This window comes from Candidatus Nanopelagicales bacterium, from assembly GCA_018003655.1.
Taxonomy (GTDB): domain Bacteria; phylum Actinomycetota; class Actinomycetes; order S36-B12; family UBA10799; genus JAGNDY01.
In genome coordinates, this window is sequence record JAGNDY010000103.1 from 1 (window position 1) to 5,911 (window position 5,911).

Annotated in this window: 5 protein-coding genes; 3 read left to right on the forward strand and 2 right to left on the reverse strand. The window is 61.3% G+C overall.

What is annotated here, in order from left to right; translation table 11 throughout:
- Positions 1-198 precede the first annotated feature (198 nt).
- Positions 199-621, forward strand: a complete 423-nt coding sequence (locus KAZ48_10345; GenBank protein MBP7973190.1) for a hypothetical protein — start codon at positions 199-201, stop codon at positions 619-621.
- A gap of 233 nt (positions 622-854) precedes the next feature.
- A complete protein-coding gene (locus tag KAZ48_10350) occupies positions 855-2,303 on the forward strand; it encodes a hypothetical protein (GenBank protein MBP7973191.1) in 1,449 nt (482 codons plus the stop codon).
- Positions 2,304-2,395: 92 nt separating this feature from the next.
- Here the strand turns inward: KAZ48_10350 and KAZ48_10355 are convergent, their stop codons facing one another.
- A complete protein-coding gene (locus tag KAZ48_10355; GenBank protein ID MBP7973192.1) occupies positions 2,396-4,312 on the reverse strand; it encodes a KUP/HAK/KT family potassium transporter in 1,917 nt (638 codons plus the stop codon).
- A 138-nt stretch (positions 4,313-4,450) separates the two neighbouring features.
- Here KAZ48_10355 and KAZ48_10360 point away from each other — a divergent pair, with 138 nt between their 5' ends.
- Positions 4,451-5,068: a YbhB/YbcL family Raf kinase inhibitor-like protein gene (locus KAZ48_10360; protein ID MBP7973193.1), complete on the forward strand. Its 618-nt coding sequence runs from the start codon at positions 4,451-4,453 to the stop codon at positions 5,066-5,068.
- A gap of 19 nt (positions 5,069-5,087) precedes the next feature.
- Here the strand turns inward: KAZ48_10360 and KAZ48_10365 are convergent.
- The coding region (locus KAZ48_10365; GenBank protein MBP7973194.1) for an ABC-F family ATP-binding cassette domain-containing protein at positions 5,088-5,911 on the reverse strand (824 nt) is incomplete at its 5' end.

The following is a 5,911-nucleotide window of genomic DNA, read 5'->3' on the forward strand; positions in this document are numbered from 1 at the left end:
TCCCCCACAAGGCGATGCGCTGTGCCTACTCGCTTCGTTTTGCCCAGGTTGCGAACAAGTACAAGCTGGCAGTCACTGCTGCGGACAAATCGATGATGGCGGCCCAATGCCGCTAGCGAGAGTGACTGCCAGGGTGCACCTGTGACGCGGGAAAGTGGACGATGGATCGTGCCACATCAGGTCACTGGTATTGATCCCGTGACGTTCACAAATCGCCTCGGAGACCCGGTCTTGCGCTTCGAGGCGTACCTCGCCTCGATTCTCGGATTCGACTTCGGATTAATCCCACTCGGCGCGGGACGCGGCAACACCAGCAGCGCTTCACCTGCGCCAGACGTCAGGGCCATCGGACGCGAGGCGCTCGGCCCGGCGAGGGATCTCACTGTCGAATGCTCCGTCGACTCGCTCGCGGGTACCGGGATTGGCTACGCATGCCACGCCTATCGCGTCTTTGAACTCAGCACATTGACGATCACGATTGCGTGGCTGGCCCAGGAACTGCCGCTCACCGACGTATCCATCGATATGCGAATCCTCAATGACGTCGCCCGCAGATCCGAGAACCCACCTGACTACATTCCACGTGGATACACCGCAGGCGGAAAGAGAATCGACCGATAGGCACTCTCCCAGGTTTGCGCCAAGCGGGCCGGTGGTTCTCCGCTCCCGTCGAATAGTCACCTCCACCGGGTAGAACGTGAGTCGGCGGGGCGCTCGTGAACGTCTTGAGGCCCCCGGCTGGCCCTATGTTTGCCTACCGCGCCGGACTAGCCTTTTATTGCGGGAAGAAGGAGGTTCCGCGATCGCAAATGGGCGGATTCGGTCTGTTCACTCCGGGAGGAGGGGTGGCAACGATGAACACGAACACACGACTTGATGGTTCGTCAGCAGCCAATGTCGAGTTGGCTGACCAAGTGTTGCTCCTCAAGAATGCGATTGCGTCGCTGGAAAGTCTTTGGTCGGTTCGCCTGGCTGCGCTGGCCGCCGCCTCAGCCAGCGCTCGCTCGGCGGCGCAACTGAATGACGCGGTCTCCGGTTCCCTGATCGAACTCGCGCGACTTGACCGTTCTCGCCCCGTCCAAGTCGATGGCAGCACTTACCAATGTTGGCAGGCGCTTGCCGATTCCCGCGAGACCGGTGCGGAGCAACGCAGAGTTCTCGCGTTGCGGTTGACGGAACTGTCGACTGCTTTGGAAGTGATCATCCAGGAAGGTGACGGTGTCGAGACGATCGCAAGGAAGACAACCCGCAACAGCGTCAACATCATCAATGCGATGGTCGATACGGACAGAGCAGCAGTGACCGCCGCTGCGGCAGGTGGTCGTCCTGACCGCCGCAGCCGTCCTCAGCGAGCGGCCGCCGCACGAGCGAGCCAGCGCGCCATCAAATCTCTGCCGATCAATCAGCAGTCATTTGTGACGATGACTACGGCGTATGACGCGGCCGAAGCCGACTGCGCCGCTTGCCTGCGTTCGGCAACACTGCTCTCTGAAAAGTCGATTGCCTCAGACAAGGTCATCGCGGCCGCAGTGGATGTCGCCCATTGCGGTGGTCCGCTGACAGACAGCGATCCGCTGCTCCCACTTGATACGGCGACCTTCGTGGCCAGAGAACTACGTCAGCAGCTTTCGGACTCAGCGACGACCGCGACGCGTGAACTGATAGTTCACCTCGAAGTGCTTGTTCCGGATCGGTCGAGGACCTGGTCAAACGCGCTGGTGACCACCAGGGCTGCCCTACAGCGCAGCACTGCGCTCGCCCACGTTCTTGAGGGGATCTATGACCCCGAAGCAGCCAAGGACCGGTTGCTGTTCCGGACTCCGACCCAAGGACGCGTTGCCCGGATCCGACGCGGGATCATCGAGACTCATTGGCTTGCCGGAGCCGTCGTGCTCATGTGTGTCGGGCTACTCATCGGTGCGATGTACAACTCGAAGCCCATCCAATCTTGGCTCGACCAATACATGACCGACAGTCTCATGTTTCACGATTCCTGCGATCCGGATAACGTCACGGCACAGATGCAAGTTGCGGCCGAACCTGGCTCCCCCGACCAGCGGGTGCGATCCGTGAGGCTGCTACATATAGCTGACAAGTGCAGCACCGAGTCGTTCGAACTGCGACTACTGGATCGCAGTGGCAATCAACTCGCTGTCGCCAGAAGCGGCCGCCTCGGATTCACTGAAATCCGCAGAGATGACAACACGAGCGACATTTTTTTCGATCAGACATCGCCGAAGTCCCAGGATGTCGCGACGATCACCTTGTCGTTCGGCAGTGAACGCGTAGCTAGCCCGGTGTGAGCGGGCCCACGCTCTCGCAACCTTCGGCACGTTAATCGTGCCGCCTTCACCGACCCCGGCCCGACACCTGCAAGCGAGGTCTCGGCCGGCCCCTAGAGCTTGACCATGGTGCCGACGCCGAGCACTCGGTCTGGGGGAAAGTTCATGTAGGCGGCAGGATCGACGGCGACCCGTTGCATGAATGCGTACAGGTACTGGCGTTCTAGGCGCATCGGAGCATGGCGAGACGGCTCTATCTCGATGAGGTGCATGACGTAGGTGCACGTCTGCGGATTGACAGGGACACCCGCGGCGGTCGCCCGTTCCATGATGTCCTGCACATCTGGGCGGTCCATGAACCCGAGGGTGACCTCGACCTGCCAGAACGGCGGCACCGAGTTGTCGATCCTGATCTGCTCGTCCTTGGGCATCCGCGGAATCTTGGCGGTCGCAACATGCAGGATGACCGTGTACTCGGCTACAACTTCCAACAACTTGACATGTTGAGCCATCGCGTAGGGAGCGGTACCCGCACCGTGTGTGAGGTAGACCGCCGCGCCGGGAACCATGTTGACGTGATCCCTGCGCTCAAGTTGGGCGGCGAACTCGGCTAGTGGCTCGCTGAGCTGAGCGAGTCGATCTTGCATCAGTGCGCGCCCCCGCCGCCAAGTCTCCAGGCTTGTGAAAATGACGATCGCAACTACCAGCGGGAACCAGCCACCGTGGGTGAACTTAGTCAGGTTCGCCGCGAAGAAGGACAGATCAATGACGATGAATAGGCTGAAAACCGGCCACACCTTCCAAGGCGACAACTTCCAGCGGTTCAGCGCGACGACGGTGATCAAGCAGGTGGTGATGACGAAGGTGCCAGTAACCGCGATTCCGTAGGCCGAGGCCAGATTGGATGAACTCCGGAAACCCAGAACCAACGCGACGACGGCGACCATCAGCATCCAGTTAACGGCCGGCACGTAGACCTGTCCGTACTCCGAACTACTGGTGTGCCGAACTTGCATGCGCGGCAGATAGTCCAGCCCGATCGCCTGCTTGGTCATTGAGAAGGCCCCGGAGATGACCGCTTGGGAAGCTATGACGGTCGCCAGGGTCGCCAGTATCACCATCGGCAATTGCAGCGAAGTGGGAACCAACAGGTAGAACGGGTTGGCTGCGGCATCCTTGTCGCGCACCACCAGGGCGGCCTGGCCGAAGTAGTTCAGGTAGAGCGCCGGAACAGCAATGGCAAACCATGACAGCCGGATCGGTCCACGTCCGAACTGGCCCATGTCGGCGTACAACGCCTCGGCGCCGGTCACACATAGGACAACCGAACCAAGGGAAAGGAATGCGAGCTTCGGTTCGGACGCGAAGTAGTTGATGGCGTGAGTCGGGTTGATCGCCCCGATGATCGCTGGCGTCTTGGCAATGCTAGCGATTCCAAAGACGGCGATCGCGAAGAACCACACGAGCATGACTGGACCGAAGGCCGCGCCCATCTTGCCGGTGCCGTGCCGCTGGACGGCGAACAGCGCCACCAGGATGGCGATCGCGATGGGAATCACCCAACTGCTCAGCCCTGGGTTGACGAGTTCAAGGCCCTCGACCGCGGACAGCACCGATACCGCCGGAGTGATCATTCCGTCGCCGTAGAACAAGGCGGCGCCCAGGATTCCCAGGCCCATGATCAGCATGGGCCGACCAGAGGACTTCATCATCGAACGTGCGGCCAACGAGGCGAGCGCCATGATGCCGCCCTCCCCATCGTTGTCCGCGCGCATGACGACCAGGACGTACTTGACCGACACGACCAGGGTTAACGTCCAAAACACCAGGGAAGCCGCGCCGAACACCCGCGGCTCAAAGGCAGGAAGCGAATGGGCGCCTTGGAAGATCTCTTGGAACGCGTACAGCGGGCTTGTTCCGATGTCACCGAAAACGACGCCCAAAGCACCCAGACCGAGGGCTAACTGCGCCTTGGGTCGAGTGGGCTGCTTGCGCCCGGGCTTATCGCGGACTGCCTCGCTCGGCGCCATAGGCGCGAAGATAACAGCGCCCAACCCGTCATGGCCGATCATCGGCCTTGACCGCAGCCGGAGGGTAAACAAGGATCAGATCGCCGTACCTGAACGCCAGTTCCTACTGCGATAATCGATTGTCACTGAAGGAGACCCGTGAAACTCACCTCCACCAGCATCACCCCGGATCAGCGCATCCCGGCACGCTACGCGATGGGCAAGGCCGACCCCGACCAGCACGCAACCTTCTCTGAGAACGTCAGCCCGCAGTTGTCATGGTCTGATGCACCCGCCGGGACCAAGTCATTCGCGGTCGTCATGCATGACGAGAGCGTGCCAACCATCGGCACCGATGTGAACGTCGAAGGCAAGGTGCTCCCCGCAGATCTGCCCCGTACCGACTTCTACCACTGGATTCTGGTCGATATTGCTCCGGAAGTTTCCGAGCTGTCTGAAGGGGCGCACGCGGAGGGAGTCACGGTTAGGGGCAAGTCCGGTCCGCAAGGGCCCGACGGGACCCGGCATGGCATCAATAACTACCGCGAGTTCTTCCAGGGTGATCTCGATCTTGGGGGCGACTACTTCGGCTACGACGGTCCGTTCCCACCGTGGAACGACGAGGTCGTGCACAAGTACACGATCACCGTCTACGCATTGGATGTGGATCGACTTCCCATTGAGGGCGCTTTCGACGGGCCGAGCGCCCTGGCGGCAATGCAGGATCACATTCTCGATTCCGCACGCTTCTCCGCGACCTATTCCATCGCCAGCTAGCGTTACGGGCGCAGCGACGTCATCCGGTCGCTGATTCAAGGGCTTCGGCGGCGGCCAACCAGGCTTCCTCTGCTTTGCGGTGTCGAGCGCCGACGGCCTTCAGTTCAGCATTGAGCTCTGCGAGTTTGACGTGATCAGTCACATGCATCGCAAGTTCACGATGCAGTTCGTCTTCGCGAGCGGAGGCCTTTGTCATTGCTCGCTCGTGCCGCGTGAGTTCCTTCTTGAGTGTGCGCTCGTTGGCTCGCGACACCGGGGCTCGGTTCGCTGACCGGGACGCAGCGATCGGACCGTCGGCTTGCGAGCGGCCTTCCCGGAGCGCAAGGTACTGCTCGACGCCACCTGGCATATCGCGCACCTGGCCGTCGCCAAGCATGCCGACAAACGTGTCCGACACCCGCTCAAGGAAGTAACGGTCGTGCGATACCACGATCAACGTTCCGCCGAAGGAATCGAGCAGGTCCTCAAGCCCGGCAAGGGTCTCCACGTCAAAGTCGTTGGTCGGCTCGTCCAGCACGAGGACGTTCGGGCCCTCCATGAGCAACCGCGTCAACTGCAACCGGCGTCGTTCCCCGCCGGACAGATCGCCGACTGGTGTCCATTGGCTTTCCGGACCGAAGCCGAGCCGCTCGCACAGTTGCGAAGCCGTCAGTTCGCGACCCTTACTCAGTTCCACCCGCGAAGCCACCTGCTCGACGGCTTCCAGGACCCGCCATGCGGGATTGAGTTCGGCTACGTGCTGGGAGAGGTAGGCCGGCTTGACCGTCACCCCGGTCTTCAACTGTCCACCACTGGGCGGCAATTGCCCAAGCAGTACCCGCAGCAATGTGGTCTTGCCCGTTC

Coding starts and splice junctions, on each gene's coding strand:
- KAZ48_10350 (MBP7973191.1), top strand. CDS start 855: ATGAACACGAACACACGACTTGATGGTTCGTCAGCAGCCAATGTCGAG.
- KAZ48_10355 (MBP7973192.1), bottom strand. CDS start 4,312: ATGGCGCCGAGCGAGGCAGTCCGCGATAAGCCCGGGCGCAAGCAGCCC.